This is a genomic window from Oleiphilus sp. HI0132 (assembly GCF_001635845.1).
On record NZ_LWGJ01001685.1, the window covers coordinates 1 to 904 of the forward strand.

Genomic DNA, 904 nt, shown 5'->3' on the forward strand with positions numbered 1-904 from the left:
TTGCGCAGGATAAACAATTTGACCAAATTATGTCACGCGCATTTACAGCGCTAGATAATATGGTAAAACTATGTAAGCACTTACTTACTGAAAAGGGTGAGTTTTTAGCAATGAAAGGTTTGCATCCAAAAGATGAGATTAATGCACTGCCAATAGATTATCATGTTAAAAACGCAATTAAGTTATGTGTTCCCGCTTGTGAAGAGGACAGGCATTTAATTATCATAGAGAAAACTTCAGCGTAATAAGCATATTGCTATTGAAAGCGTCTATAAGTGAGGGTTACACAGTGCCAGCGAAAATCTATGCGATTACTAACCAGAAGGGGGGGGTTGGAAAAACGACCACCACTGTAAATCTTGCTGCATCGCTGGCTGCGACCAAACGCAGAATTCTCCTTATTGATCTTGATCCGCAGGGAAACGCAACTATGGGTAGCGGGATCAGCAAGAATGAAATTGAATATACGGCCTATGATGTACTGACCAAAAAGGCCGATGTTCAAGAGGTCATTACGCGTTCAGTCGTTGGTAAATACGATGTTATTCCTTCCAATGGCGATCTGACTGCAGCGGAAGTCGAGCTCCTTAATGAGATTGGCCGTGAACATAGACTGAAGCAAGCCTTAAAATCTATTCGTGATGATTATGAATTCGTCTTGATCGACTGTCCTCCTTCTCTAAATATGCTAACCGTTAATGCCTTATCAGCGTCGGACGGCGTTATCATTCCAATGCAATGCGAATATTATGCGCTAGAAGGCTTGGCCGCATTAATGAATACGGTTGAGCAGATTAGAGAAACCATCAATCCGAAGTTAGAAATTTCCGGCATACTTCGTACTATGTATGACCCAAGGAATAGTTTAACCAGAGATGTATCTGATGAACTTCAGGAATATTTC

General features: G+C 41.3%; 2 protein-coding genes. Both read left to right on the forward strand.

What is annotated here, in order from left to right; translation table 11 throughout:
* Window positions 1-245: RsmG family class I SAM-dependent methyltransferase (locus tag A3766_RS25860; protein WP_197479752.1), on the forward strand; the 245-nt coding region annotated here is incomplete at its 5' end.
* Window positions 246-289: 44 nt separating this feature from the next.
* A partial coding sequence (locus A3766_RS25865; protein ID WP_068643244.1) for a ParA family protein occupies window positions 290-904 on the forward strand: 615 nt, incomplete at its 3' end.